The organism is Limnohabitans sp. 103DPR2 (genome assembly GCF_001412575.1).
GTDB lineage: Bacteria > Pseudomonadota > Gammaproteobacteria > Burkholderiales > Burkholderiaceae_C > Limnohabitans_A.
Window position 1 is genome coordinate 1487091 of record NZ_CP011834.1, and the last position, 23866, is coordinate 1510956.

Sequence of the window (23866 nt, forward strand, 5' to 3'; positions counted from 1 at the left end):
GTGCATGGGCTGTGTCCTGGCCGCTTCTTTTGCTGTTTTTGTTTGCTGCCAACACATGTTGACTCTTGCTGTTTGAACTCTTATGAACTCCAAAACCCATCCTCCCGCTGATTTGCTGGGATTGCCTTTTTTCTGGCAGGAGGGCGTGTTGTCTCAAGTTCACCTTGGTGAAAACGTCCTAGCCTGGCTAGAGGTTGACCTGAATGCTGAATTAAGGTTCAAAAAAAACCTGGTTATTTTGACCGATCAAAGGGTCATCTCGACTGACGATGCCCAAAAAAGTTGGAATTTCTACCCGCTGAGTCCCGATTTGAGCTTGCGGGTGATGGATCACGCTGGGGTTGGCACCTTGGCTCTGCAGCAAGGCGCCCGTCGTTTGGCTGCTTGGCGCTTCACGCTCGGCCTTGAGGCTGCCGTGCTGCGTTGGAAGTTGCGCTTTGAAAATCAACAACAAAGTGTCCAAAGTGCCAGTTTTTTAGGCAAGTCGCTTCATGGTACAGACGATACGGGCCATCTTGAACCTGGCGTTGGTGCCATGCGCCATGTTTTGTGTCCCATATGCCAGAACGTGGTGGACGAGGCTGATGAAGAATGTCCGGTGTGCCTTGAAAAAGAGCAGGCACCGCCATCCACTTGGACGCTTTTCAAACTTTGGCGATTTGCCAGACCTTATCAGTGGCAGCTGCTGATGGGCTTTGTGCTGACCTTGGCGTCGACAGCCGCCACCTTGGTGCCTCCCTACCTCACCATGCCCTTGATGGACGATGTGCTCATTCCGTATCAAAACGGCAAGCCCATCGATCCTGTGACGGTATCTTGGTACTTGTTGGGCCTGATGGGCTCAGCCTTGGTTGCGTGGGGTTTGGGTTGGATCAAAACCTACATTTTGGCGCTGGTGTCCGAGCGCATTGGCGCGGATTTGCGCACGACCACCTACCAGCATTTGTTGAAGCTGTCCCTTGAATATTTTGGCGGACGTCGCACGGGCGATTTGATTGCCCGCATCGGCAGTGAAACTGACCGGATCAATGTGTTTTTGTCATTGCACTTGCTGGACTTTGCCACCGATGTGTTGATGATCATGATGACCGCCATCATCTTGTTTTCCATCAACCCCACCTTGGCGCTGGTGACTTTGCTGCCCTTGCCGTTCATTGGTTGGTTGATTCATGTGGTGCGCGAAAAACTTCGAACCGGTTTTGAAAAAATCGACCGCGTGTGGTCTGAAGTCACCAACGTGTTGGCCGATACCATCCCTGGCATTCGCGTGGTCAAAGCCTTTGCACAAGAGGACCGCGAAGCTCAGCGTTTCATCGACGCCAACAAACACAACTTGGCAGTGAACGATCGGCTGAACCGCGTGTGGTCGGTGTTCTCGCCCACGGTCACGCTGATGACCGAAATTGGTTTGCTGGTGGTCTGGGGCTTTGGCATTTGGTTGGTTTCCAAAGACCAGATCACGGTGGGTGTGCTCACAGCATTTTTGGCTTACATCGGGCGCTTTTACACCCGCTTGGATTCCATGAGTCGGATTGTGTCGACCACGCAAAAAGCCGCATCAGGTGCCAAACGCATTTTTGAAATTTTGGATCACGTGTCCAGTGTGCCAGAGCCTGTCAATCCAGTTGCCTTGCCCAAAGTCGAAGGGCGCATCACCCTCACGGATGCGAGCTTCCGCTATGGCAATCGTGCTGTGATCAAACAATTGAATTTAGACATTCAACCTGGCGAAATGATTGGCTTGGTGGGGCACAGTGGTTCCGGCAAAAGCACCTTGGTCAATTTGATGTGCCGCTTTTACGATTTGTCTGAGGGCAGCATCGCCCTCGATGGTGTGGACATCAAGCAGCTGAAAGTGGCCGATTACCGCAGGCACATTGGCTTGGTGTTGCAAGAGCCTTTCTTGTTCTTTGGCACCATAGCCGACAACATTGCTTATGGTCTGCCCGACGCCACACGTGAGGACATCGTGGCTGCGGCGCGGGCAGCGCATGCCCATGAATTTATCTTGCGCATGCCGCAGGGTTACGACTCCTTAGTGGGTGAGCGAGGCCAAGGTTTATCGGGCGGTGAGCGTCAACGCATTTCGATTGCCCGAGCTTTGCTGATCAATCCGCGTATTTTGATTTTGGACGAAGCCACTTCGGCCGTGGACACTGAGACCGAAAAAGAAATTCAAAATGCGCTGGACAATTTGGTTCGCGGTCGCACCACCATTGCCATCGCCCACCGTTTGTCCACCTTGCGAAAAGCAGATCGCTTGGTGGTCATGGACAAAGGACTCATTGTGGAAGAAGGCACACACGATGTGCTGATCGAAAGCAAAGGCGCTTACTGGCGCTTGTACGAAGCCCAGCAACGACAGGCCGAATCGGAAGGCGCTGTGTTGAGAGAGACGGTTACACCATGAGCGACATGCTGAAGAACATTCAATTTGACCAAGGCCCTTCAGGTCGTTGGTTCTATGTCAGCGCCGAAGGCGTAAAGCACGACCATGTGATGGCGGTGCGTTCTTTCCCTGTGGCGGCACCTGAAGAGGGGGTTGCTTTGGTGGATGTGGATGGCAAAGAATTGCTGTGGATACCGCACCTGAATCAATTGTCAGAAGGTGTGCGTGCCAAGGTGTTGATGGCCATGACGCAACGCGAGTTCATGCCGCGAATTTTGAAATTGCATGGTGTGAGCAGTTTTGTGACACCCAGCACGTGGGACATTGAAACTGATCGCGGCCCCACCACTTTGTTGTTAAAGGGTGAGGAAGACATTCGCCGACTGTCAGCCAGCGTATTGCTTGTAACCGATGGTCATGGCGTACAGTTTTTAATTCGAGACTTGGCCCAGATGGACCGGTTTTCTCGCAAACTGCTTGACCGATTCTTATGATCTGCTGCGGCAGTCCGCGTGCACATCCAACTTAGCCTGGTAAACCTCGGTGCTGACATTAACCAGTCCCAAAACTGAGTGGAAGTAATTGTCATGTGTCAGCGGCATTTGCACCTTGTTTTGTAAGCAGGTGCGCGACAAGCCCAACTGCTTTTCAAATTGTGGTGACCACCATGTGATCCAAGGCACGCGCTTTTGGACATCGGGCGCCACGCGGTAGGGCAGACCATGCAGGTACAAATTGTTTTCACCCAAGGACTCGCCGTGGTCAGACACGTACAGCATGGCAGATGCTGCAGTGGCTTCTGATTTTTTGAGCCATTGAATAGCTTGCCCTAAAAAGTGGTCGGTGTAGAGAATCGTGTTGTCAAATGAATTGACCACCTGCTCGCGCGTGCACTCTTGCAGGGCGTTGCTTTTGCATTCGGGTTGAAACTTTTTGAATGCATCTGGCACACGTTTGTAATAAGCGGGGCCATGGCTGCCCATTTGGTGCATCACCACCACCACACCTTTGGCGCGGCGCTCAGCAGGCAAGGCTTGGATTCGTTCATCCAGTTGGTTCAGCATGATCTCGTCAAAGCATTCGCCGTCTTTGCACAAAGTGGGGTGTTTGAGTTCTTTGGTTAGCGCTTGGGGCACTCGCTCACAAACACCTTTGCAACCCGATTGGTTGTCGATCCATAAAACCGCCAGGCCCGCATGGTGCAAGACATCGATCAGACTTTCGTAATTATTTTTGCGTGCTTCAAAATCTTCTTTGCCCAGGTGAGAAAACATGCAGGGCACTGACGTGGCTGTGCTGGTGCCGCAGGACATCACGCCCTTGAGGCTGATGATGTTTTCTTTGGCCAATGCGGGCGTCGTTTGCCGCTCGTAGCCATTGACACCAAAGTTGCCCATGCGCGCTGTTTCTCCCAGCACCAGCAACAGCAGGGGTGGTTTTTCATTGGGCTTTGGCGTGGCCATTTGGGCATCTTTGCCAATGGGCAACAAAGTTTTGTTGTCTCGCTGAAATGGCTTGGCCGCCACCATGCCAATGGCGTAGTAACTGTTCAGGGGGTTGACCAGGTAGCGCAGTTGTGTGTGGTTGCGCATGATGGAGGAGAAGTCTTGAAAGATGGCCAATAAAGCCGCAACGATGACCACGACCGACACCACGGCCGTCAGGGTGTTGCTCCAAATTTGTTGGCGCAAGCGAAGCACTTGAAGCGGTGTTTTCCAAAGCACCCAACACGGCAGAATGCCCAGCACCAAGAGACTGATCAGCATGCGCCAATTCAGCAAATCCAAGGCTTCTTTGGTGTCTGTCTGAACCACATTGGTGATCATGGTGCTGTCGATCACAATGCCGTAACTGACCATGAAGTAAGCGCCACTGGCCGCGCTCAAAAAGAAAACCGAGAGGACAGGTTTGAGCCAGCCACGCCAGTTCAGAAAACTCAAAACAGCGGTGAGGGCGGAGGTGATGATGACGCCAAAGCCCAATGCAAACGCCAGGCCCCTCAAGCCGGTCACTTCTGGTAATTGGTGCACTTGCTGCCAAAGTGCGTAGTTGCCAACACTGGCAAGCCACAAGCTGCCGAGCAAAGCAACCCAAACTGGGTGCCAAGATGGGACATGCGTTTCTGATGTGGGGGCGTGTTTCGAAGTCATGGGGCCAAGTTTAATGCCTCATGCCCTGAGATTGCCTTAATCCCCTATGCAGGCCAAATCGAAGCATGCTCGGGCACCACGGCACGCATTTTGAGCTCCCTTTCAATGCGTTGTCGCAACGCGTCGGAGGCTTCAAGTTCACCATGAACCACGTAAACCTGTGCTGGCGGCTTTGGCATTTGTTTTAGCCAAGCCAACAACTGATTGCCATCAGCATGCGCGGATGCAGAGGTGAGTTGAACAATTTCTGCTGCGACTGGCAAGTCTTTGCCATGCAAGCGAATGGTGAATGCACCGCTGGCCAAGGTGGCGCCTCGCGTTCCTGGCGATTGAAAACCTGTGAGGATGACCATGTTGCGGTGATTGCCGACGTAGTTGGCCAGGTGATGCAAGACACGCCCTCCTGTGGCCATGCCACTGGCTGCCAAGATCACCATGGGGCCATGGCGCTTGATCAAGGCTTTGGACTGCTCGGGTGTCTCGATCATGGTGGCCACATGGTCCATGGCTTGCACCTCGTCAGCGGTGAGGCGGTGTTCACCCATGTGCCGTTTGAACAGCGCCGTGGTGTGAATCGCCATCGGGCTGTCTAGAAAAATAGGCAAGCCATGCGGAATGACGCCTTGCGCTTTGAGCTGCGAAATGCTGTGCAAAATGGCCTGCGCACGGCCTACGGCAAACACAGGAACGACGGCAACACCGCCACGCGCTGACACCTTTTTCAATGCCTCGCCCAGCTCGGCGTTGATATTTTCTTCGGGGTGCACACGGTTACCGTAGGTGGATTCGATCAACACGGTGTCGGCTTGCGGCGGGTTGTCGGGAGGGTTCATGAGGCTGTCGTCGGGTCGGCCCAAATCGCCAGAGAACAAAATGCGACGGCCTGCCACTTCCAGTAGCAAACTGGACGCACCCAAGATGTGGCCTGCTGTGCTGAACTTGGCGTTCCACCCCGGGAGGGGTTGGAACCATGTGTTGAGTTTTTCAACATGGAACTGCTGCATGCAATATTTAGCATCTTGCTGCGTGTAAAGCGGTAATGCCGGTGCGTGTTTGGAGAAGCCATGCCGGTTGGCAAAGTAGGCATCCTCTTCTTGGATGTGGCCGCTGTCGGGCAGCAAGATAGCGCACAAGTCGCGTGTGCCTGAGGTGCTGTGAACTTTGCCTTCAAAGCCGCTGCGAGCCAACAAGGGCAAATAGCCACTGTGATCTAAATGTGCATGCGTCAAGATGACGGCATCGACATCTTTCGGCGGAATGGGGCACGCATCCCAATTGCGCAGTCGCAATTGTTTGTAGCCTTGAAACAAACCGCAATCGACCAACAGCTTGCGACCGCCGTGCTCGACGCAGTACTTGGAACCGGTGACGGTGTTGGCACCGCCTAAGAAGCGAATGTTGAGTGTCATGTGGCCATGTTAGGCGCTCGGCCCAACATGGAATTGACTTATATCAAGCTTAGGCGCCGAACAAGCCTTTGAGTTTGTCGGTCCAGCTGTTGCCGGTTGGCATATGTTTGGCGCCGCCTTTTTGCAAAGACTCGTCAAACTCTTTGAGCAACTTGCGCTGATGCTCCGTGAGCTTCACAGGTGTTTCAACCGTGATGTGACAGTAGAGGTCGCCAGGGTAACTGGCGCGAACACCCTTGATGCCTTTGCCGCGCAAACGGAATTGCTTGCCCGTTTGGGTGCCTTCCGGAATGTCGATGGCGGCCTTGCCGTTGAGCGTAGGCACATCGATCTCACCACCCAATGCGGCCTTTGAAAAACTGATGGGCACAGAGCAATGCAGGTCGTCGCCATCGCGCTCGAAGATGTCGTGTTTCTTGAGGCGAATTTCAATGTACAAATCGCCGGGCGGGCCGCCATTGGTACCCGGTTCACCGTTGCCGGTGCTGCGAATGCGCATGCCGTCGTCAATGCCCGCAGGGATTTTGACTTCGAGTGTTTTTTGCTTTTTGAGCTTACCTTGGCCACTGCAAGAAGGGCAGGGGTCTGAGATGATTTTGCCGGAGCCGCGGCAGTGCGGGCAGGTTTGCTGCACGCTGAAAAAGCCTTGGCGCATTTGCACGGTTCCTGAACCTTGGCAAGTGCCGCAGGTTTTTGCGCTGGTGCCTTTCTTAGCGCCGGAGCCATCGCAAGGCTCGCACTCTTCCCATCCGGGGATGCGAATTTGGGCGTCTTTGCCAGCGGCCGCTTCCTCCAGGGTCACTTCCATGGCATAGCTCAGGTCGCCACCGCGGAACACTTGACGGCCACCACGGCCACCGCGTTGTTGACCAAAGATGTCACCAAAAATATCACCGAAGGCTTCGCCAAAACCACCAAAGCCTTCCGCACCGCCCGCGCCACCACGCATGTTGGGGTCGACACCGGCGTGGCCGTATTGGTCGTAGGCGGCACGCTTTTGCGCATCCGACAACATCTCGTAGGCCTCTTTGACCTCTTTGAATTTGGCTTCTGCGTCTTTGGCGTCGTCGCCCTGATGACGGTCAGGGTGGAACTTCATCGCCAATTTGCGATACGCCTTTTTGATCTCTTCTTCAGAGGCGTTCTTGGCTACACCCAATACTTCGTAAAAGTCTCTTTTGGCCATCGTGTTTTGCTACTGTTTGAACAAGAACGCCGCGAAAGCGATTTCCGAAGGGATACGCTGACGCGGCGGCTTGGGCTAAAGCCCTTGAATGAAAGGCTTAGCCTTTTTTAACTTCTTTCACTTCTGCATCGACCACGTTGTCGTCTGCAGGTTTGGCGTCGGCACCTGGGCCGCCCGCTGCGCCACCGGCAGCTGCTTCTTTGGCTTGCATGTCGGCGTACATTTTTTCGCCCAGCTTTTGGCTGACGGTCATCAGGGCTTCGGTTTTGGCTTCGATGGCGTCTTTGTCTTCGCCTTTCAAAGCTTCTTCCAATTCCTTCACGGCAGCTTCGATTTTGGTTTTTTCGTCGCCTTCAATCTTGTCGCCGTATTCGGTCAAGCTTTTCTTCACGCTGTGCACGGTGGCTTCGCCTGAGTTTTTCGCTTGAACGATTTCGAGTTTCTTCTTGTCGTCAGCAGCGTTCAACTCAGCGTCTTTCACCATCTGTTGAATTTCTTCTTCAGACAAACCAGAGTTGGCCTTGATGGTGATCTTGTTTTCTTTGCCAGTGCCTTTGTCTTTGGCGCCGACGTGCAAGATGCCGTTCGCGTCGATGTCAAAGGACACTTCAATTTGCGGTGTGCCGCGTGCTGCGGGTGGAATGCCTTCGAGGTTGAACTCGCCCAGCAACTTGTTGCCAGTGGCCATCTCGCGCTCGCCTTGGTAGACCTTGATGGTCACCGCAGGTTGATTGTCATCGGCCGTTGAGAAGGTCTGTGCAAACTTGGTGGGGATGGTGGTGTTCTTGGTGATCATTTTGGTCATCACGCCGCCCAGGGTTTCAATGCCCAAGGACAAAGGTGTGACGTCCAACAGCAACACGTCTTTGCGATCGCCAGACAAAACTTGACCTTGAATGGCAGCGCCCACGGCCACGGCTTCATCAGGGTTTACGTCTTTGCGTGGCTCTTTGCCAAAGAATTCTTTCACCTTGTCTTGCACTTTGGGCATGCGTGTCATGCCGCCGACCAAGATGATGTCGTCGATGTCAGACACACTCACGCCAGCGTCTTTGATGGCGGTGCGGCAGGGCGCAATGGTGCGCTCGATCAACTCGTCGACCAGGCTTTCCAACTTGGCACGGCTGAGCTTGATGTTCAGGTGTTTAGGGCCTGTGGCATCGGCTGTGATGTAGGGCAGGTTGATGTCGGTGCCAGCAGAGCTGGACAGTTCGATCTTGGCTTTTTCAGCGGCTTCTTTCAAGCGCTGCAAGGCCAACACGTCTTTGGACAAATCAACGCCACTTTCTTTCTTGAACTCGGCAATGATGAAATCAATGATGCGTTGGTCAAAGTCTTCACCACCCAAGAAGGTGTCACCGTTGGTGGACAACACTTCGAATTGTTTTTCGCCATCAACGTCGGCAATCTCGATGATGGATACGTCAAAGGTACCGCCACCCAAGTCATACACGGCAATCTTGCGATCGCCTTTTTCAGTTTTGTCCAAACCGAAAGCCAATGCAGCAGCTGTCGGTTCGTTGATGATGCGCTTGACATCCAAACCAGCGATGCGGCCTGCATCTTTGGTGGCTTGACGTTGTGCGTCATTGAAGTAAGCAGGCACCGTGATGACGGCTTCGGTCACTTCTTCGCCGAGATAGTCTTCGGCTGTTTTCTTCATCTTGCGCAACACTTCAGCGCTGATCTGTGGGGGCGCCAATTTGTTGCCACGCACTTCCACCCAAGCGTCGCCGTTGTCGGCTTTGGCAATGGTGTAAGGCATCAGGTCGATGTCTTTTTGAACTTCTTTTTCAGAGAACTTGCGACCGATCAAACGCTTCACGGCATACAGCGTGTTGCGAGGATTGGTAACGGCTTGACGCTTGGCGGATGCGCCGACCAAAATTTCGCCGTCTTCTTGGTACGCAATGATGGAAGGGGTGGTGCGCGCGCCTTCGGCGTTCTCAATCACCTTGGTGGTGTTGCCTTCCATGATGGCCACACACGAGTTGGTGGTGCCCAAGTCAATGCCAATGATTCTTCCCATGTTCTTCTCCGGTAAATCTTAAAAAATGCTTGAATGAATCAGAAGTAGGGGCGGTTTAGGCAATTTCAAGGCCTGTTTCTACTTCTGAAAGGGTTTTATTTGGGGGCCGTGACCGTGACCAAAGCGGGTCGCAACACGCGGTCGGCAATCAGATAGCCCTTTTGCAGCACGGTCACCACGGTATTGGCTTCCTGCTGGGCAGGCACCACACTGATGGCTTGGTGGTGGTGCGGGTCAAACTTGGTACCTGCCGAGGGGTTGATCTCAACCACTTTGTTGCGTTCAAGGGCGCTTTTGAGCTGACGAAGCGTAGCTTCTGCTCCCTCACGAATTTGTTCAGGTGTAGCCGATTGAATGGCCAAGCCTGCTTCCAAGCTGTCCAAAACGGGCAGCAAACTGTCGGCAAAGCCTTCCACCGCAAATTTGCGGGCTTTGGAAATTTCTTCGTCAGCGCGGCGACGGGCGTTTTGGACATCAGCCTGAGCGCGCAAATATTGGTCGGCTAGGGTGGCATTTTGGGCTTTGACGTTGACCAGCTCGGCTTGGGCATCGGCCAAAGGATCTTGTGAAACGGGCGCTGGCTGAGCCTGGGTGTCTGTGCCCATGGCCGCAGCAGCGGCGGCCAAGGCTTCAGCGGTTGGCATGACGTTGGGTGTGCCGGGGTTTTGATTTGTGGGGTTTTGTGAGCTGGAATCAGACATGAAATGCATCCGCAATAAATGACAACGCCCCAAACTTGGGGGCGTTTTGAGAGATTTCAAGGCCTGTTGGCGTTAGGCCAACGGGACCTGAACTAAATCAAGACAGTTCGAGCAGTTCGACGTCGAACTTGAGGGTTGCGTTGGGGGGGATGACGCCGCCAGCACCACGGGGGCCATAGCCTAAGTCAGATGGAATGATCAGGGTGCGCGCGCCACCGATTTTCATGCCGGCCACGCCTTCGTCCCAACCGCGAATGACCATGCCGGCGCCCAAGATGAATTGGAAAGGGTCTCGGCGGTCTTTGCTGGAGTCAAACTTGGCGCCTTGCTCGCCGTCTTTGTATAGCCAGCCTGTGTAATGCACAGTGACCGTTTGGCCTTTGGTGGCTTCGGCGCCGTCGCCGACCACGGTGTCTTCGTATTGCAGGCCTGTGGCTGTGGTGATCATGGGGTGTCCTAGAAATGGGTCATAGAAAGGCCGGTGCAAGACCGGCCAATGGCTGAATTATGCCAGTTGATGGGGCATCGGGAAGGTCTTGTATTCAGTGCTTTGAGCGCTTGGCCAAGTCTTGCATCAGGGCGCGGATGCCATAGGTCCAAGGCGGTGCCTGGTCTGAGGTGGTCACTCGGTTGAAGAGGGTGCCCAATTGCGGGGTGGTGATGGCCACCGTATCGCCCACCACATGGGTAAAGCCTTGCCCGGGGCCATGCCGGTCTTGGGTAGGGGCAAACATGGTGCCGAGAAACAGCACCAGACCGTCGGGGTACTGGTGGTAGGGGCCAATGGCTTGCGCCGCTAAATCCAAGGGATCTCGACTGATTTGGCTAAGAGAACTGCTGCCTTGCATGACAAAGCCTTCGGGGCCATGGAGCGCCATGCTGAGGTCTGTGGTTCTTACGTTGTCGATGGTGTACTGGCCATCAAACAAGCGGATGAAGGGGCCGATGGCGCAGCTGGCATTGTTGTCTTTGGCTTTGCCCAAGAGCAGGGCGCTGCGGCCCTCAAAATCTCGCAAGTTGACATCGTTGCCCATGGCGGCGCCCACCACATGGCCTTTGGAATTGATGACCAACACAATTTCCGGCTCGGGGTTGTTCCATGAACTGCCGGGATGCAAGCCCACATCAAAACCAGAACCCACAGCACTCATGGCTTGCGACTTGGTGAAAATTTCTGCGTCAGGACCGATGCCCACTTCAAGGTACTGAGACCAAACGCCTTGCGCTACCAGCACTTCTTTCAGTTTCATGGCTTGTGCAGAGCCAGGTTTGACATTGCGAAGGTTGTCACCCATCACATCGATCACGGCTTTGCGCACACTTTCAGCTTTGGCGGCATCGCCTCGCGCTTGTTCTTCGATGACGCGCTCCAACATGCTGGCGACAAAGGTCACACCGGCCGCTTTGATGGCCTGCAAGTCAGTGGGTGCAAGGAACCAAGGTTGTTGTTCGTTGCGCTGTTGGGTATCGGTATTGGCCCACAAAGCTTCTGTGGACCAAGTTTTGCCATGGTGGTTTTTGACACTTGCGGCGACATTCTCGAGTTCCATCAAGTCGCTGCTGGTGAGTGCCAAGCCAGACAAGTCGGTGGTTTCGCTGGCGCCTACTTTGACAAGATAGGGTCCCTCGCCGGGAACCCAAATGCGGCCAATCAAAATGGCGTTGGCGGCATCATCGGGCAGCGTCTCTGCCAATGAAGGAAAGCTGGAATGTGACAAGGCCGAGTCTCCCAAAGTGGTGATCTCTTGGGCCCTGAAAGTCGGTGCCCTTAGAGGTAGATTTTTTGCAGCAACGTGACCAAGGTTTGAACTTGGTTAGGCGTGAGTTTAGAGCCAATGTTCATTTCTAGCTCAGACGCTGTGGCTTCAGCTTTTTCCATGAGTTCTAAACCCTTGTCCGTTGGGTGCAGTCCCATGGCGCGGCCATCATGGGGGTGGGGCAGGCGCTCTAGCAGGCCACGAGATTCCAATGACTGCACCAAGCCCACTAAGTTGGGCGGCAAGATGTTCAGCGCGGCGCAAAGTTGACGCGAAGTGACGCCGGGGTTGTGAACCACCACCGACATCACTGAAAAATCGACAGGCTTCAAGTCGTAGACCGCCATGCGTTCTAAGAATTGGCTGATCACGGCGAGGGCCGCACGGCGTGCGTTGTAACCAATCAAGGTTTCAAGGTAGCTGGTGTCGACTTTGTCGACGGCCGCGATTGGATTTTTCACGCTGCTTGGCATTGCGTCTCAATGATGTGACTGCGCATGGCGAATTCAGGAAGCACCCATTGGCGGAAGGCTTTGGAGGGGGCTTGCCAACGGGTCTTTAATTCGGGTGTTTGTGCATTGAGCGTGGTATCGATGCGCAGCCAAGCCCATTGCAACATGACCAAGGCCATGGCGCGCAAATAGTCGTCGGCCACCCGGTGGCCCAAGCTGGGGTCTTGGGGTGCCGCGCTCACAATGCTTTGTGTCAATTTGCGAAGCTGAGTGGCTTCTGCTGTTTCCGTCTGCGATTGGGCCTTCATGTCGTCCAGCAATTGGTTCAAGCTCTGGCCTCCATCGGCCATGATTTTGCGAACCACCAAATCGATGGCCTGAATTTCGTTGGTGCCCTCGTAAATCATGGCGACGCGCGCATCGCGCACGATTTGCTCAATGCCCCATTCACGTACATAACCGTGGCCTCCCAAGACTTGAAGGCAATCGCTGCCGCCATGAAAAGCTTGATGGGTGAAGGCGGCTTTCATCACAGGCGTCACCAAAGCGCACCAGCGTTGCGATTGGGCTGCGGTGTCTTTGTCTGCGTGTTTGATTCGGTCTAATTCCACTGCAGTTTGATAAGCCAACACGCGGCCGCCATCCACCCAAGCGCGTTGTGTGTTCAAGATGCGTTGGATGGCAGGATGCTCAATGATGAAATCGGCTTCGGCAGCAGACTTGGGTTTCACTTCTTGACCTGCTGGCGCGCGCATCTGACGGCGCTCTCGGGCGTAAGCGTCGGCTTTTTGCCAAGCCGCATCCAGTAGGCCAATGCCTTGCATGGCCACGTGCAATCGCGCAGCGTTCATCATGACGAACATGGCGTTCAGACCTTTGCCGGGTTCGCCGATGATCTCAGACAGGGCGTCATCAAAGCGCATCACACATGTGGGACTGCCGTGAAGGCCCATCTTTTCTTCGATGCGGTCGCAATGCACAGCGCTACGTTCGCCATTGGGGTAAAACTTGGGCACCAAAAAGAGTGACAGACCTTTAGGGCCGGGCGGTGCATCGGGCAAACGTGCCAAGACCAAATGAACGATGTTGTCGGTGAGGTCGTGCTCGCCACCTGATATGAAAATCTTGGTGCCATTCAAGGCGTAGCGGCCATCGGCTTGCGGCGTGGCTTTGGTGCGCGACAAGCCCAAGTCACTGCCTGCGTGCGGTTCAGTCAGGCACATGGTGGCCAACCATTCACCAGTACCAACTTTGCTGAGGTAAGTTTCTTGGAGTGAGGGGCTTGCATAGTGCTTGATGCATTCATATGCGCCATGCAACAAACCAGGTGCCATGGTCCAGCCATGGTTGGCGGCTGACAGCATTTCATAAAGCATGATTTCCAAGACAGAGGGCAGGCCTTGTCCGCCATCTTCTGGTGCTGCAGAAAGCGCAGGCCAACCCGCTTGCCAAAACATTTGGTAGGCCGATTGAAAACCGGGTGGCATCGTCACTTTGCCGTCTTGCCACTTCGCGCCAATTTCATCGCCATCCCGGTTGAGTGGGGCGACCACTTCACCGACAAACTTGCCAGCTTCTTCCAACACTTGCTGCATCAGATCCGCATCGACTTCATCAAAGGCGGGCAATGCTTTCAGCTGATCGGGTGCACCTAAAACATTGGACAAGACAAATTGCATGTCTTGGATACGGGGTTGGTAGTCGCTCATGTTGTTTGTTCTTTATTTTTTGGCAGTACCCAAGTAGGTGTCGATCACGCGGGGGTCTTCGGCCAAATCGGAAGCTTTGCCTTGAAGGCTCACTTCGCCCATTTCCAAAACGTAGCCATGATCGGCCACAGCCAATGCAGCGCGTGCATTTTGTTCCACTAACACGATGGACACACCCGTTTGACGAAGTGTTTCGATGATGTTGAAAATCTCTTTCACAATGAGCGGCGCCAAACCCAAACTGGGTTCGTCCAACATCAAGAGAGAAGGGCGTGACATGAGGGCTCTGCCCACCGCCAACATTTGACGTTCACCACCAGACAAGGTGCCAGCTTCTTGCAAACGACGTTCTTTGAGTCGGGGGAACAAGTCGAAGACGTCGTCAAGTCGATTGCGCCAATCGGCATTGCCTAAACGCATTTGGCGATAGCCGCCCAACACCAAGTTGTCTTCGACCGTCATGGTATTAAAGAGTTCACGCTTTTCAGGGACCAGAGAGATGCCCTGCATGACGCGTTCTTCCAAGGTCAACTCGTTGATCGATTGGCCATTGAATTCAATCAGGCCTTGCGCTGGCAAGATGCCCATCAGGCTGTTCAAAAAAGTTGATTTGCCAGCGCCGTTGGGACCAATCACTGTGATCACACTGCCTTTGGCAACTTCCAAACTGATGCCGTGCAGTACTTCGGCTTTGCCGTAACCCGCATGCAATTGCTGAACTTTGAGAATGGGTGTTGTCATGTCAGTGCTCCGTGCCCAAGTAAGCCGCACGCACGGCAGGACTGGCTTGAATTTCTGCAGGCGTGCCTTGCGTTAGCAGGGTGCCAAACTCCATCACCACCAAATGATCGCAAACGTCCATGACCAAGTCCATGTCGTGCTCCACCAACAAGATGCTCATGCCTTCGCTCTGCAATTGACGAAGCACTTTGATCAAGTCTTGTTTTTCTTTATGGCGCAAACCGGCTGCTGGCTCGTCAAGCAACAAGAGTGCAGGATCGCAGCACAGCGCACGGGCGATTTCCATCAGACGCTGGGGTCCCATGGCCAAGTTGCCTGCCAATTCGTGCAAGTAATTGCCCATGCCAATCCGTTCAAGCTGGTGCTGTGCTTCTTTCATGAAGCGTTGCTCTTCAGCTTTATTGGTGCCTAGCATGGAGGAAATGACACCAGATTCACCGCGGGTGTAAGCGCCCAAAGCCACGTTTTCTAAAACCGTCATGTCCGGAATCATCTTCACATGTTGGAAAGTGCGGGCCATGCCTTGGCGAGAAATTTCGCGCGATGGCAAAGCGGAGATGTCATGTCCGCGGTATGTCACCTTGCCCGAAGTTTTGGACAGCACGCCAGTGATCAAGTTGAAGGTGGTTGATTTGCCAGCGCCGTTAGGGCCAATCAAACCCACAATCCGCCCAGCGTGAATGTCAAAACTGATGTCGTTCACAGCAGTGAGGCCGCCAAATTGTTTGCGAATTTTGTCGACCTTAAGAACCAAATCGCCCATCGCAGGTTTGCTGCGGGCATTCAATGGCGCTGCATCCTGCCAGTCCATTTTGCGGGGTGGACGCGGCAGTTTGCGAGCGACCAAAGACCAGATGCCATCGGGCATGTACTTGAGCACCAGGACCATGGCGACACCAAACACAATCACTTCATAACTGCCGCTGGTGCCAATCAAGGCAGGCAAGGCGACTTGCAAATAGTCGTCGAGCAATTTGATCAAGGCGGCACCTACGATGGCGCCCCACACATAGCCAACGCCGCCAATCACGGCCATGAACAGGTATTCGATACCCATCTTCAAGCCAAAGGCGGAAGGATTGACAGTACGTTGGAAATGCGCAAGCAGCCATCCTGCAATGGATGCAAACAAAGCCGCAATCAAAAAGATCGTGACTTTGTAGCGGAAGGTGCTGATGCCCATGGCCTCGGCCATTTGGGAACCGCCTTTGAGCGAACGAATGGCACGGCCAGGACGTGAGTCCAGCAAGTTCAACAATGCAACGGCACCTGCAATCAGGATGGCCCATGTGAGGATGAAGAACAAACGACCTTGGCCAATGTCAAGACTGCCGATTGACAAACTCTTGAGCCCCAACAAGCCGTCGTACTTGCCCAAGGCATCCAAATTGCCCATGAGGTAATACAAAGACAAACCCCATGCAATGGTGGCCAATGGCAAGTAGTGACCTGACATGCGAAGGGTGATGGCGCCCACCACCAAGGCGCTGATGGCCGTGATGCCCAAGCCAACAAACAATGTCAGCCAAGGCGACATGCCCGTGTTCAAAGTCAAATAGGCCGTGGTGTAGGCGCCAACACCTACAAACGCTGCTTGGCCGAAGGAAGTTAAGCCCCCAACGCCGGTCAGCAGTACCAATCCCAGGCACACCAATGCATAAAGACCAATGTAGTTGAGTTGCGCAATCCAGAAGTCTGGCAAGGGCAACAAGGCCACGACGGGAACAGCCGCTGCCAGCAGCCAGATGAAAAGTTTTTGCTTGTTCATGTCAGTGATCCTCGTCTGAATGACCACTGCGCAAGGAGCGCACGAGGAGAATGGGTAAGACCAAAGTGAAAACAATCACTTCTTTGAAAGCGCTGGCCCAGAAGGCGCCAAAGGATTCAACGATGCCGACGAACAGTGCACCCAACAATGCGCCAGGGTAGCTGGCCAGTCCGCCCATCACAGCTGCCACGAAACCTTTGAGGCCAATCAAAAAGCCCGAGTCGTAGAACACGGTGGTGGTGGGACCAATTAGGAGACCAGACAATGCGCCGATCAGGGCTGACATGAGAAAGGTCAGCTGACCTGAGGTATGGCTAGAGATGCCCATCAAGCGTGCACCCGTGCGATTCACCGCAGTGGCACGCAGGGCTTTGCCGCGCAGAGAGCGTTCAAAGTAAAGCCACATCATGACAATGAGTGCCAATGAGGTGACGAAAATAATCACAGTCTGACCGGTCAATGCGACGGGTCCGAGGGTAAAGCGTTCATCCCAGAACGTCGGATTGCGGAAACCTTCCGCGCCGAAAAACAACAAACCCAAACCCGTCATCGCAAAGTGAACGCCAACCGAGACGATCAACAAGACCAGCGGTGTGGCCGATTCAAGCGATTGGTATGCCACGCGGTACACCAGCGGACCAAAGGCCGTCACGATGGCCACACTTAAAACGGCTTGACTCCAGAGCGGAAACTTTTGCGGTGCAGCCCACATGGCGATAAGAGACACCAACACCGGAAAGACCAAGGTCTTCAAAGCAGCGAACAAGGCGCGTGACACGTTGCCATGATGACGCCACCGTTCAATCAGTTCCATCAATGCAGCAACGCCAGCAAGTATCAACAACAGCCAAACGGTGCCGGGTGTTTTGCCTGTTTGGAGCATGGCCAAGGTCAGCGCACCATAAGCCACAAATTCGCCTTGAGGAATAAAGATCACACGCGTGACCGTGAACACCAGCACGGTGGCCAAGCCTAAAAGGGCATACACCGCGCCATTGGTGACACCGTCTAGCAAAAGGATGCTGGCGATGGAGAAGTCCATGAGATTTCCGATACAAAAAACACAAGGTGCACAGGGTGACGCCTTGAAGGCATGCACACCTGTGCAAGCAAGTCAGAGGTCTTATTCGACCTTGAACTTGCCATCCACCACTTTGGTCATCACGCCCGTTTCCAGTGTGTAACCCCAGTGGTCAGTAGGCGTCCAGTTCATGACGCCGTGCGAAAACACGGTGCGACCCATGGTTTCGAGTGTGTCACGCATGGCTGCGCGGAACTCAGGTGTGCCTGGCTTGGCTTTTTTCAGTGCCAAAGGAATGGCTTTTTCCATGGCCACTTGGAAGTCATAAGAGTGTCCTGCAAACTGGTTGCGTGTGTTAGGGCCATGTTCTTTTTCAAACTTCTGAACGAAGTCCAAAGCCAATTTTTTGGAAGGATGGCTGTCGGGCAATTGGTCGCCCAACAAGGCAGGGCCAGACACAACGAAGGTGCCTTCAACAGCTTTGCCGCCAATGCGTGACAAGTCGGGTGTGGCTGCTGCGTGCGTTTGGTAGACCTTGCCTTTGTAGCCGCGCTCAACCAAGCCCATCTGGGGCATGGCGGCGCCAGAACCTGAAGCCACGACCAAGATGGCGTCTGGGTTGGCAGAAGTCAACTTCAAAGCTTGGGGTGTGACGCTGGTGTCGGTACGAGCAAAGCGCTCAACGCCGACCATTTTGATGCCCGATTTTTCAAGTTCAGGTTGAACAGCTTCCAGCCATTGCTGACCATAAACGTCTGCATAGCCCAGGAAGCCAACCGTTTTGATGCCTTGCTTTTTCATGTGCTCGATCACAGCATGGCCCATCACTGTGTTGGATTGGGGCAAGCGGAACAACCATTTGTCTTTGCCTGGAGGAACTCCCACAGGTGAGCCTGCGATTTGTACAGTGCCTGCTTCAGACGCAATGTCTGTCATGGCAGCTGCAACGGGTGTGAGGCATGAGCCAAAAATGATGTCAACTTTGTCTTCTGTGACAAAGCGGCGTGCGTTGGCAGAGCCCTTACCTGGATCAGAGGCATCGTCCAACAGAATCACGGTGACTTTTTCGCCACCAATGGTTTTGGGGAACAGTTGCAATTGTTTTTGCATGGGGGTGCCCAAGCCAGAGCCTGGGCCTGTGAGTGACAAGCTCACGCCAATTTTGATGTCGGCCAGCGCAGCGGTGCTGGTGACGGCAGTGATGGCCAAAGCCAGCAGTGTTTTCTTCATTTTCATTTTTGTCTCCTAAGAGGTTGGGTTGGAAAAACGTTGAGTGAAAAAATGGAAATCAAAGTCTAGGCATTAGCTGCAAAGCGCTTTGATGTCCGCGGGAACGGGAATGGCTTTAATTCGATCGGGGTCTTCTGGATGCTTAATGCAAAAGGCGCGCACTTCGGTGCCTTCGCACAAGACAGTGTCGCCGCGCATCACCACGTGTTTGTGGACAAATGTTTTATCGCGCCAATCTTGCACACTGGTGTGAATTTGCAGCGTTTCACCATAGGTGGCAGGACGGCCAAACTTGGTATTGATTTCCAAGAGGGGTGTGCCAATGATGCCGGTGGTCTTCACCAACTCACGCCAAGGTTGCACACCGCACTTCACAAAAAAGTTAAGCGATGAGGCGTCCATCCATTTGGAAAAATTGGGAAAGAACACGATGCCTGCGGGGTCGCAGTCACCAAACATCACTTGCACTTCATAAACAACGGTTTTGCTCATCGCTAGCTTTCTGCCGATTAACGGGGGGCCATGCGCAGTGCGCCATCCAAGCGAATCACTTCGCCGTTCAAGTGGCCATTGCTCACAATGTGTGCGGCCAATTGTGCAAACTCTTCCGGTTTGCCAAGGCGTGAAGGGAAGGGGATGCTGGCAGCCAACGAGGCTTGCACAGGCTCGGGCAGTGTTTTGAGCAACGGTGTTGCAAAGATGCCAGGGGCAATGGTGCACACGCGAATGCCGTGTTGCGCTAAATCGCGTGCCATGGGCAGTGTCATGCCTGCCACACCCGCTTTGGAGGCACTGTAGGCTTGTTGACCCACTTGGCCATCAAAGGCTGCTACAGAGGCTGTGAAGACCATGGCGCCACGCTCACCGTCTTCCATTGGGTCGAGCTTGGCGCAGGCCGCAGCAAAGACGCGTGCAGCGTTGTAGGTGCCAATCAAATTGACGTTGACCACTTTGGCGAAGTCTTCCAAGGGTGCTGGATTGCCATCTTTGCCCACAATGCGTTTGGCGGTACCGATGCCGGCAATCTGCATCAAGATGCGTGCGCCGCCGTGGGCTTTGGCTGCTTTGGCCACGGCGTTTTCCATGCTGGCGGCGTTGGTCACGTCACATTGAACAGCAATGCCACCAATGTCTGCGGCCACCTTTTGAGCGTTCTCGAGGTTCAAGTCGAGTACGGCGACCTTCGCACCCAAACGGGCCAATTCACGGGCGGTTGCTTCGCCCAAACCAGAGCCACCACCGGTGACCAATGCGCTCATGCCTTGAATGTTCATGTTGTCCTCTTGATGAATGATGTTGTCTGAATAGCGTGACTTCAGGCGTTGGGGTTTTCGATCAGCAATGCAATGCCTTGACCGCCGCCGACACAAGCACTGGAAATGCCATAGCGTTTGCCACTGCGAACCAATTCGCGTGCCAAGGTGATCGTGAGGCGAACACCCGTGGCTGCCAGGGGGTGACCCAGTGCAATGGCACCGCCGTTAACGTTCAATAAGCTAAGGTCGAGTCCCAACTCGCGGCCGACCGCCAGGGTTTGGGCACCTTGGGCTTCATTGATTTCAAAGCGGCCGATATCGGACAGTTTCAAACCGGTGCGGGCCAGCAACAAACGAATGGCAGGCGCTGGGCCAATGCCCATGATCTCGGGGGGCACACCGGCCACAGCCGCAGCGACGACACGAGCGATTGGTTTTTTGCCATGAGCTTTGGCATAGGTGCCAGAGGTGACCACGCAAGCCGCTGCTGCATCGACCAAGGCTGAGCTGTTTCCCCCGGTTTGAACGCCACCCTCATAGACGGGGCGCAACTTGCCCAACACCTCAGCAGGTGAAATGCGGGGGTGTGTGTCTTGCGTCACTTCAGTGACCTTGCCTTGCAGCTTGATGCCGCGAGGCTTGTAACCGTCGAGTTCAAATTTCTCGGTGATGACGGGCACGATTTCGCCTGCCAAGAAACCAGACTGCTGTGCCGTCACGGCTTTGGCAAAAGACTCAGACGCAAACGCATCGACTTCTTCGCGCGTGATGTTGTATTTCTTGGCCAAGTTTTCGGCCGTTTGAATCATGTTGATGCCAGCCGCTGGATCTTTCAGCGCTTCCCACATGTAGTCTTTGAAACCCACGGGTGAGCCCAGTTTGAATCCAGTGCGGTGATCGAAAGCAGCGATGGGATTGCGCGTCATACTTTCAGTGCCCACCACCAAAGCGGCTTCTGCAGCGCCTGATTGGATGTGCTCACCAGCTTGGCGGAACAACTCAAAACCTGTGCCGCAAATGCGCTGTGCCATCAGCGCGGGCACTTCAACAGGGACGCCTGCATAGAGACCAATGTGACGTGGCAAGAAGAACTGATCAAAGTCGCCGGGGGCCATGTTGCCCGTGATCACAGAGCCAATGTCTGTGGCAGGAATGTCGGCGCGCTTCAGGGCTTCGCGTGCGGCTTTGATGCCCATGTCGGTAGGTGAGATGTGGCCCAAAGCGCCACAGTAATCCACCATCGGGGTGCGAACGCCTTCGTGCATCCACACGTCGTCGAATGCGTTGAAAAATCCAGCTTGGCTCATGGTGCTTCTTTCAAATTTTCAGAATTTCAAATCAGATTGTGGGCTTCAAGATAAAGTGCAAGCGCTCTTCATGCAAAGCTGCAACGGTGTCGGCGCGGTGAGTCAGCACAGCGCGTTGATTAATGGAGCCTTTGTCGGTAATCTCGCCCTTGTCGATGGTGGGCGGCTCGGACAGCAAGCACATGCGCGCAATGCGATTGGCACTGCCCGTGGCAGTTTTGGCCAATTCGTTGATGACGTTTTGGAAGTGTGCCAACACAGGTGCACTGCCCAACACATCGGCCAAGGGCGCGTCGGCCGGCATGCCGCTGAGTGCACGCACAGCGGGTGTTGGGAATACCATGGCGCCAACTTCTTTCAAGTTGATGCCTGTGAGCACCACATCTTGAATGTAGGGTGCGCCGGCCGCAATGATCTTGCCGCGCAAAGGACCCACACTCACAAAGGTGCCAGTGGCCAATTTAAAGTCTTCGGCAATTCGGCCGTCGAACTTCAAACCCAAGTGCACATCGGTTTCATCAATCCATTTGACGGCATCGCCTGTACAAAAAAAGCCTTCATCGTCAAAGGCGCCTTTGGTTTCTTCGTCGTTGCGCCAGTAGCCTGGTGTGATGTTGGGGCCGCGGTAACGCACTTCGGTTTTGCCACCCATGTCGACCAGTTTCAATTCCAACCCTGGGGTGGGCACGCCCAAGTCGCCAGCGTTGACGTAAGGGTTGGTGACAAAAATACCGAAGGGGCCAGACTCGGTCATGCCAAGACCTGTGCCCATCACAATGCGCTCGCCGATTTCGCGCTCTTGCGATTCATACAAGCTGTCCCAAATGGGTTGTGCCAGCGCTGCGCCTGCATAGAAGAACATTTGAACGCGAGACAACAAAGTCTTGCGCAGCAAATCGTCGGTCTTCATGGCATTGGCAATGGCCTCAAAACCTGTGGGCACGTTGAAATAAACGGTCGGTGCAATTTCACGCAAGTTGCGCAAGGTCTCGTGCATCAGCGCAGGCGTGGGCTTGCCATCGTCGATGTACATTGTGCCGCCATGAAAGACCACCATGCCAAAGTTGTGGTTGCCGCCAAAGGTATGGTTCCAGGGCAACCAGTCCACCAAGACCAAAGGCGCTTCGGCCAAGATGGGCATGGACTGGGCCATTTGTTGTTGGTTGGCGCACCACAAACGCTGCGTGTTGATCACCGCTTTGGGCAACTTGGTAGAGCCACTGGTGAACAAGAATTTGACAATCGTGTCGGGGCCTGTGGCTGCAATGGCGGCATCAACTTGCGCAGTGGCAGGTGTACTGCACAAGCTTTCAAAAGTGGTGACTTGTTTGCCCTCCACGCCACCTTCGTTCATCACAATTTCCATGTCATTGGAAACGGTAGCAGCGATGGCCTTTGCATAGCGCGCATCGCTGGCAAACACCAAACCTGGCGTGACGGTGCGCAACACGTGTTTGAGCTTGTCGTAGTCTTGGCTGATTAAAGAGTAGGGGGGGGAAGTGGGCACAAATGGCACACCGGCCACCATGCAACCCAAAGCCAACAATGCATGCTCCAGGCTGTTTTCGCTCAAGATCACCACGGGACGCTCGGCATTCAAGCCACGGTTGATCAGGCCTTGTGCAATGTTGCGCGCAGTGTTCCAAGCTTCAGCATAGGTGACATGACGCCATTCACCCAAACTGCCATCTGCCAATTTGATGCGACGGGCAAACAGCGTTTGTGTGGGTTTGTGTTTCGCCCAGTGCTGCAAACGGTCCGTCAAGCGTTCGGGGTAGGCTTGTAATTCTTGGTCTGCTTTCAGGTAATGTGTGCCTGGTGCGCCATCTTTCAAAGTGACACGCGTCACGCCAAAACGCAGGGGTCTAAATTTAGGTGAGCTCATGCTGGTCTCCAACTCTTTTCAAGGATGTGTAGGGCCGGGTACTTAGTTCTTTTGAACTTTGGCGGCCTTGCCTTCCAAGAAAGCTTTAACGCGAGCCTTGGCTTCGGGCGCAGCTTGGGCAATAGACGCAATCAAAGCTTCGGTGAGGTAGCCGTGATCTGCGGGTTGCTCAGCGATTCGGGGCAGGGCGTGCATCAAGGCGTAATTGGTGAGCGGGGCATTGGTGGCAATGCGTTGTGCCAAGTCCAAAGCTTTTTCCAAAGAAGTTCCTGTGGGGACGTGATATTGCGCCAAACCAATGCGCTCGCCATCTAAGGCGTTGTAAACGCGGCCCGTCAACATCATGTCGGTCATGCGTGCCACGCCAATGAGCTTGGGAATGCGAACCGAGCCCCCGCCGCCCACAAAAATACCGCGTGTGCCTTCTGGCAGTGCGAAAAAGGTGCTGTCGTCTGCCACGCGAATGTGACAAGCGCTGGCCAATTCCAAGCCACCGCCCACCACTGCGCCATGCAGCGCTGCGACGACCGGCACACGGCCCAGTTGGACGGCATCCAAAGCAACGTGCCAACTGCGTGAGTGATGCACACCTTGGCCGGCATCGCGTTCTTTGAGTTCAGACAAATCCAAGCCGGCACAGAAATGGTCACCTTCGCCATACACCACGGCGGCTTTGGCTTCTTCGGGCAGATTTTGGAAGACATCTCGCAAAGCTTCGATCAAGCCATCGTTCAGTGCATTGCGCTTGGTCGGGCGGCTTAAACGCACCATGGCAACAGCGCCGTTCATCTCAAAGTGAATGCCGTGGTTCTGAGCGCGTTGCAACAAAGGATGAAGATTTTGAGTCATGATGGAGGGTCCAAATCGACCTTGCTG

Annotated in this window: 20 protein-coding genes; 2 read left to right on the plus strand and 18 right to left on the minus strand. The window is 54.3% G+C overall.

The window, feature by feature from the left end:
• Window positions 1–82 precede the first annotated feature (82 nt).
• Window positions 83–2410, plus strand: coding sequence for a cyanophycin metabolism-associated ABC transporter (locus tag L103DPR2_RS07265; RefSeq protein ID WP_082466752.1), 2328 nt, complete (start codon window positions 83–85; stop codon window positions 2408–2410).
• Entirely contained in the window at window positions 2407–2883 is a 477-nt protein-coding gene (locus L103DPR2_RS07270; RefSeq protein ID WP_335337945.1) for a cyanophycin metabolism-associated DUF1854 family protein, read from the plus strand. Before L103DPR2_RS07265 ends, L103DPR2_RS07270 begins: the two co-directional genes overlap by 4 nt.
• Here L103DPR2_RS07270 and L103DPR2_RS07275 read toward each other — a convergent pair.
• The 18 genes from L103DPR2_RS07275 to L103DPR2_RS07360 all read right to left on the minus strand — a co-directional run bounded on the left by L103DPR2_RS07275 (window position 2878) and on the right by L103DPR2_RS07360 (window position 23779).
• The gene (locus tag L103DPR2_RS07275; RefSeq protein WP_055360416.1) at window positions 2878–4539 is read right to left on the minus strand and encodes a phosphoethanolamine transferase; all 1662 of its coding nucleotides are present in this window, start codon (window positions 4537–4539) and stop codon (window positions 2878–2880) included. The two genes, L103DPR2_RS07270 and L103DPR2_RS07275, sit on opposite strands and share 6 nt — an antisense overlap.
• A gap of 44 nt (window positions 4540–4583) precedes the next feature.
• Window positions 4584–5948 (minus strand): MBL fold metallo-hydrolase RNA specificity domain-containing protein, encoded by a 1365-nt coding sequence (locus L103DPR2_RS07280; RefSeq protein ID WP_055360417.1) that lies wholly within the window; start codon window positions 5946–5948, stop codon window positions 4584–4586.
• Between the two features lie 49 nt (window positions 5949–5997).
• On the minus strand, window positions 5998–7134 hold the full coding sequence (dnaJ, locus tag L103DPR2_RS07285; protein ID WP_055360418.1) for a molecular chaperone DnaJ: 1137 nt from the start codon (window positions 7132–7134) through the stop codon (window positions 5998–6000).
• Window positions 7135–7231: 97 nt separating this feature from the next.
• Window positions 7232–9163, minus strand: coding sequence for a molecular chaperone DnaK (gene dnaK / locus L103DPR2_RS07290; protein WP_055360419.1), 1932 nt, complete (start codon window positions 9161–9163; stop codon window positions 7232–7234).
• A 95-nt stretch (window positions 9164–9258) separates the two neighbouring features.
• Window positions 9259–9864, minus strand: coding sequence for a nucleotide exchange factor GrpE (gene grpE / locus L103DPR2_RS07295; RefSeq protein WP_082466868.1), 606 nt, complete (start codon window positions 9862–9864; stop codon window positions 9259–9261).
• A 97-nt stretch (window positions 9865–9961) separates the two neighbouring features.
• The gene (locus tag L103DPR2_RS07300) at window positions 9962–10312 is read right to left on the minus strand and encodes an FKBP-type peptidyl-prolyl cis-trans isomerase (RefSeq protein ID WP_055360420.1); all 351 of its coding nucleotides are present in this window, start codon (window positions 10310–10312) and stop codon (window positions 9962–9964) included.
• 94 nt (window positions 10313–10406) lie between these two features.
• Window positions 10407–11582 (minus strand): fumarylacetoacetate hydrolase family protein, encoded by a 1176-nt coding sequence (locus L103DPR2_RS07305; RefSeq protein ID WP_055361925.1) that lies wholly within the window; start codon window positions 11580–11582, stop codon window positions 10407–10409.
• 50 nt (window positions 11583–11632) lie between these two features.
• Window positions 11633–12094, minus strand: a complete 462-nt coding sequence (locus tag L103DPR2_RS07310; protein WP_055360421.1) for a MarR family winged helix-turn-helix transcriptional regulator — start codon at window positions 12092–12094, stop codon at window positions 11633–11635.
• Window positions 12079–13782 carry an acyl-CoA dehydrogenase family protein gene (locus L103DPR2_RS07315; RefSeq protein ID WP_055360422.1) on the minus strand — a complete coding sequence of 568 codons (1704 nt, stop codon included), beginning with the start codon at window positions 13780–13782 and terminating at the stop codon, window positions 12079–12081. The genes L103DPR2_RS07310 and L103DPR2_RS07315 overlap by 16 nt, the downstream gene beginning before the upstream one ends.
• A gap of 12 nt (window positions 13783–13794) precedes the next feature.
• The gene (locus L103DPR2_RS07320) at window positions 13795–14523 is read right to left on the minus strand and encodes an ABC transporter ATP-binding protein (protein ID WP_055360423.1); all 729 of its coding nucleotides are present in this window, start codon (window positions 14521–14523) and stop codon (window positions 13795–13797) included.
• Between the two features lies 1 nt (window position 14524).
• On the minus strand, window positions 14525–16291 hold the full coding sequence (locus L103DPR2_RS07325; protein ID WP_055360424.1) for a branched-chain amino acid ABC transporter ATP-binding protein/permease: 1767 nt from the start codon (window positions 16289–16291) through the stop codon (window positions 14525–14527).
• A gap of 1 nt (window position 16292) precedes the next feature.
• Entirely contained in the window at window positions 16293–17333 is a 1041-nt protein-coding gene (locus L103DPR2_RS07330; RefSeq protein WP_055360425.1) for a branched-chain amino acid ABC transporter permease, read from the minus strand.
• A gap of 81 nt (window positions 17334–17414) precedes the next feature.
• A complete protein-coding gene (locus L103DPR2_RS07335) occupies window positions 17415–18548 on the minus strand; it encodes an ABC transporter substrate-binding protein (RefSeq protein WP_055360426.1) in 1134 nt (377 codons plus the stop codon).
• A 66-nt stretch (window positions 18549–18614) separates the two neighbouring features.
• On the minus strand, window positions 18615–19034 hold the full coding sequence (locus L103DPR2_RS07340; RefSeq protein WP_055360427.1) for an acyl-CoA thioesterase: 420 nt from the start codon (window positions 19032–19034) through the stop codon (window positions 18615–18617).
• Between the two features lie 17 nt (window positions 19035–19051).
• Entirely contained in the window at window positions 19052–19816 is a 765-nt protein-coding gene (locus L103DPR2_RS07345; RefSeq protein WP_055360428.1) for an SDR family NAD(P)-dependent oxidoreductase, read from the minus strand.
• Between the two features lie 41 nt (window positions 19817–19857).
• A complete protein-coding gene (locus tag L103DPR2_RS07350) occupies window positions 19858–21105 on the minus strand; it encodes a thiolase family protein (protein WP_055360429.1) in 1248 nt (415 codons plus the stop codon).
• 31 nt (window positions 21106–21136) lie between these two features.
• Window positions 21137–22990, minus strand: coding sequence for a feruloyl-CoA synthase (locus L103DPR2_RS07355; RefSeq protein WP_055360430.1), 1854 nt, complete (start codon window positions 22988–22990; stop codon window positions 21137–21139).
• Between the two features lie 42 nt (window positions 22991–23032).
• Entirely contained in the window at window positions 23033–23779 is a 747-nt protein-coding gene (locus L103DPR2_RS07360) for a crotonase/enoyl-CoA hydratase family protein (protein WP_231717720.1), read from the minus strand.
• Between the last annotated feature and the right edge of the window lie 87 nt (window positions 23780–23866).

Excerpts from the sequence above, each read along its gene's own strand:
- L103DPR2_RS07275 (WP_055360416.1), bottom strand. The coding sequence starts at position 4,539 with ATGACTTCGAAACACGCCCCCACATCAGAAACGCATGTCCCATCTTGG.
- L103DPR2_RS07315 (WP_055360422.1), bottom strand. The coding sequence starts at position 13,782 with ATGAGCGACTACCAACCCCGTATCCAAGACATGCAATTTGTCTTGTCC.
- L103DPR2_RS07325 (WP_055360424.1), bottom strand. The coding sequence starts at position 16,291 with ATGAACAAGCAAAAACTTTTCATCTGGCTGCTGGCAGCGGCTGTTCCC.
- L103DPR2_RS07270 (WP_335337945.1), top strand. The coding sequence starts at position 2,407 with ATGAGCGACATGCTGAAGAACATTCAATTTGACCAAGGCCCTTCAGGT.
- L103DPR2_RS07265 (WP_082466752.1), top strand. The coding sequence starts at position 83 with ATGAACTCCAAAACCCATCCTCCCGCTGATTTGCTGGGATTGCCTTTT.
- L103DPR2_RS07345 (WP_055360428.1), bottom strand. The coding sequence starts at position 19,816 with ATGAACATTCAAGGCATGAGCGCATTGGTCACCGGTGGTGGCTCTGGT.
- dnaK (WP_055360419.1), bottom strand. The coding sequence starts at position 9,163 with ATGGGAAGAATCATTGGCATTGACTTGGGCACCACCAACTCGTGTGTG.
- L103DPR2_RS07310 (WP_055360421.1), bottom strand. The coding sequence starts at position 12,094 with ATGCCAAGCAGCGTGAAAAATCCAATCGCGGCCGTCGACAAAGTCGAC.
- L103DPR2_RS07350 (WP_055360429.1), bottom strand. The coding sequence starts at position 21,105 with ATGAGCCAAGCTGGATTTTTCAACGCATTCGACGACGTGTGGATGCAC.
- grpE (WP_082466868.1), bottom strand. The coding sequence starts at position 9,864 with ATGTCTGATTCCAGCTCACAAAACCCCACAAATCAAAACCCCGGCACA.
- L103DPR2_RS07330 (WP_055360425.1), bottom strand. The coding sequence starts at position 17,333 with ATGGACTTCTCCATCGCCAGCATCCTTTTGCTAGACGGTGTCACCAAT.
- L103DPR2_RS07360 (WP_231717720.1), bottom strand. The coding sequence starts at position 23,779 with ATGAACGGCGCTGTTGCCATGGTGCGTTTAAGCCGCCCGACCAAGCGC.
- L103DPR2_RS07340 (WP_055360427.1), bottom strand. The coding sequence starts at position 19,034 with ATGAGCAAAACCGTTGTTTATGAAGTGCAAGTGATGTTTGGTGACTGC.
- L103DPR2_RS07300 (WP_055360420.1), bottom strand. The coding sequence starts at position 10,312 with ATGATCACCACAGCCACAGGCCTGCAATACGAAGACACCGTGGTCGGC.
- L103DPR2_RS07320 (WP_055360423.1), bottom strand. The coding sequence starts at position 14,523 with ATGACAACACCCATTCTCAAAGTTCAGCAATTGCATGCGGGTTACGGC.
- L103DPR2_RS07355 (WP_055360430.1), bottom strand. The coding sequence starts at position 22,990 with ATGAGCTCACCTAAATTTAGACCCCTGCGTTTTGGCGTGACGCGTGTC.
- L103DPR2_RS07335 (WP_055360426.1), bottom strand. The coding sequence starts at position 18,548 with ATGAAAATGAAGAAAACACTGCTGGCTTTGGCCATCACTGCCGTCACC.
- L103DPR2_RS07280 (WP_055360417.1), bottom strand. The coding sequence starts at position 5,948 with ATGACACTCAACATTCGCTTCTTAGGCGGTGCCAACACCGTCACCGGT.
- dnaJ (WP_055360418.1), bottom strand. The coding sequence starts at position 7,134 with ATGGCCAAAAGAGACTTTTACGAAGTATTGGGTGTAGCCAAGAACGCC.